The sequence below is a fragment of the Streptomyces sp. NPDC058877 genome, from assembly GCF_042742855.1.
In the GTDB taxonomy this organism is placed as follows: domain Bacteria; phylum Actinomycetota; class Actinomycetes; order Streptomycetales; family Streptomycetaceae; genus Streptomyces.
In genome coordinates this window covers 1-2,738 of the sequence record NZ_JBHYMF010000356.1, presented here as the reverse complement: position 1 = coordinate 2,738, position 2,738 = coordinate 1, and the positions used below count along the sequence as shown (strand labels likewise).

The window sequence follows — 2,738 nt, the reverse complement described above, 5'->3', positions numbered from 1 at the left end:
CGCGCCTACGTCGAACAAGACCTCCACGACATCTACCACGGCGAAGTCCGCTACGCCCGCGACGCCTTCGAAGGCCTGCGCCTGATGGACGCCCTGATGGGTGTCAAGCGCGGTGTTCCGGGAGCGGTGCTGCCCCCGCTCAAGCAGCGCCGGGTGGCCAAGCGTCCTGCCGCACCCCTGCCCGGGGCCCGGGAGCCGGAGCCGGTGGGCCGCTCGGACGTGGCCACCGACAACCCGGTGCCCGAACCCCCCTTCCTCGGCACGAAGGTCGTCACCGGCATTCCGCTCGCCGAGTACGCCCCCTGGCTGGACGAGGGCGCCCTGTTCAAGGGCCAGTGGGGGCTGAAGGACGCGGGGACCATCGAGGCGGAGGGCCGGCCGAGGCTGCGGGCGCTGCTCGACCGGATCGAGCGGGAGGGCCTGGTCGAAGCGGCCGTCGTCCACGGCTGGTTCCCCTGTGTGTCCAAGGGCGACGACCTGATCGTCCTGGACGAGGACGGAGGCGAGCGGACCCGCTTCTCCTTCCCCCGCCAACAGCGGGGCCGCCGCCTCTGCCTGGCCGACTTCCACCGCGCCGAGGACTCCGGGGAGGTGGACGCGGTCGCCCTCCAGCTCGTCACCGTCGGCCCGCTGATCGGAGCGGAAACCGCCCGGCTCTTCGCCGCCGACGCCTATCGCGACTACCTCGAACTCCACGGCCTGTCCGTGCAGCTGGCCGAAGCCCTCGCCGAGTACTGGCACGCCCGGGTGCGCGCCGAGTGGGGCATCGCCGGCAGTGCGGAGCCGGCCGACCTGGCGGGGATGCTCCGCACCGACTACCAGGGCTGCCGCTACTCCCTCGGCTACCCGGCCTGCCCCGACCTGGAGGACCGGGCCAAGATCGCCGCCCTGCTGCGGCCGGAGCGGATCGGCGTCGAGCTGTCGGAGGAGTACCAGCTGCACCCCGAGCAGTCGACGGACGCGATCGTCGTGCACCACCCGGAGGCGAGCTACTTCAACGCGGGAGGACGACGCCTGTGAAACCCACCTTCTCCTTCGAGTTCTTCCCGCCGAAGACCGACCGGGGCGAGCAGGCCCTCTGGGACGCGATCCGGCGCGTGGAGGTGCTCAAGCCGGACTTCGTGTCGGTGACCTACGGAGCCGGCGGCTCCTCCCGTGACCGGACCATCGGGGTCACCCGGCGGATCGCCACCGAGACCACCCTCCGACCCGTCGCCCACCTGACCGCCGTCGGGCATTCGGTCGCCGAGCTGAGGGCCATCGTCGGCGCCTATGCGGACGTCGGCGTCCGGGACGTGCTCGTACTGCGCGGCGATCCGCCGGGCGCCCCGCGCGGCGAGTGGACCCCGCATCCGGACGGCTTCCGGTACGCCCACGAACTGGTCGAACTCGTCCGCTCGCTCGGCGACTTCAGGATCGGCGTCGCCGCCTTCCCCGAGGGCCACCCCCGATCCGCGAGCCCGGAGAGCGACCTCGCCCACTTCGTCGCCAAGTGTCGGGCGGGCGCCGACTACGCCATCACCCAGATGTTCTTCGACCCGGAGGACTATCTGCGCCTGCGGGACAGGGTCGTCGCCGCGGGCTGTGACACCCCGATCATCCCGGAGATCATGCCGGCCACCGACGTGCGCCAGATCCGCCGCTTCGCCGAACTCTCCGACGCGGCCTTCCCCGAAGAGCTGGCGCACCGCCTGGAGGCCGCGAAGGACGACCCGGCCGCCTCGTACCGGATCGGCGTCGAGCACGCGACGCGGATGGGCCTGCGGCTGCTCGACGAGGGGGCTCCGGGCCTGCACTACATCACGCTCAACAAGTCGACGGCGGCCCTCGAAATCCACCGAACCATCCTCAGCGCAAGGAGCGTCGTACATGTCTGAGTCCACCGGCACCGCGTTCTCCGACTTCAAGGTCGCCGATCTGTCCCTGGCCGCGTTCGGCCGCAAGGAGATCACGCTGGCCGAGCACGAGATGCCCGGTCTGATGTCGATCCGCCGTGAGTACGCCGAGGCGCAGCCGCTCGCCGGTGCGCGCATCACCGGTTCGCTGCACATGACGGTGCAGACGGCCGTGCTCATCGAGACCCTGGTGGCGCTCGGTGCCCGGGTGCGGTGGGTGTCCTGCAACATCTACTCCACCCAGGACCACGCCGCCGCCGCGATCGCCGCGGCCGGCATCCCGGTCTTCGCCTGGAAGGGCGAGACCCTGGAGGAGTACTGGTGGTGCACCGAGCAGGCGTTGACCTGGGCGGATGCTCCCACCGGCGGCCCGAACATGATCCTGGACGACGGTGGGGACGCCACCCTGCTGGTCCACAAGGGCGTGGAGCACCAGAAGACCGGTGCGCTGCCCGAGGCGTCCAACGAGGAGATGGCCGTCGTCCGACGCCTGTTGGAGACCACCGCGCTGGACTGGTCGACGATCGCCTCGGAGATCCGTGGGGTGACGGAGGAGACCACCACCGGGGTGCACCGCCTCTACGAGATGCACCGCGAGGGGGCCTTGCTGTTCCCGGCGATCAATGTGAACGACGCGGTGACGAAGTCGAAGTTCGACAACAAGTACGGTTGCCGGCATTCGTTGATCGACGGGATCAATCGGGCCACCGATGTGTTGATCGGTGGCAAGACGGCGGTGGTCTTCGGCTACGGCGACGTCGGCAAGGGGTGTGCGGAGTCGCTGCGCGGTCAGGGCGCGCGGGTGATCGTCACCGAGATCGACCCGATCTGTGCGCTGCAGGC

The 2,738-nt window shown here is 70.5% G+C and carries 3 protein-coding genes; all 3 read left to right on the top strand.

Going from position 1 to position 2,738, the window contains the following annotated elements; all coding sequences use genetic code 11:
• Nucleotides 1–1,020 (top strand): vitamin B12 dependent-methionine synthase activation domain-containing protein (locus ACFW2Y_RS35420; protein WP_384887758.1); only part of this gene is annotated, 1,020 nt, incomplete at its 5' end.
• A complete protein-coding gene (gene metF / locus ACFW2Y_RS35415; protein ID WP_384887756.1) occupies nucleotides 1,017–1,877 on the top strand; it encodes a methylenetetrahydrofolate reductase [NAD(P)H] in 861 nt (286 codons plus the stop codon). The genes ACFW2Y_RS35420 and metF, both read left to right, overlap by 4 nt.
• On the top strand, nucleotides 1,870–2,738 hold an 869-nt coding region (locus tag ACFW2Y_RS35410), incomplete at its 3' end, for an adenosylhomocysteinase (protein WP_384887753.1). The genes metF and ACFW2Y_RS35410, both read left to right, overlap by 8 nt.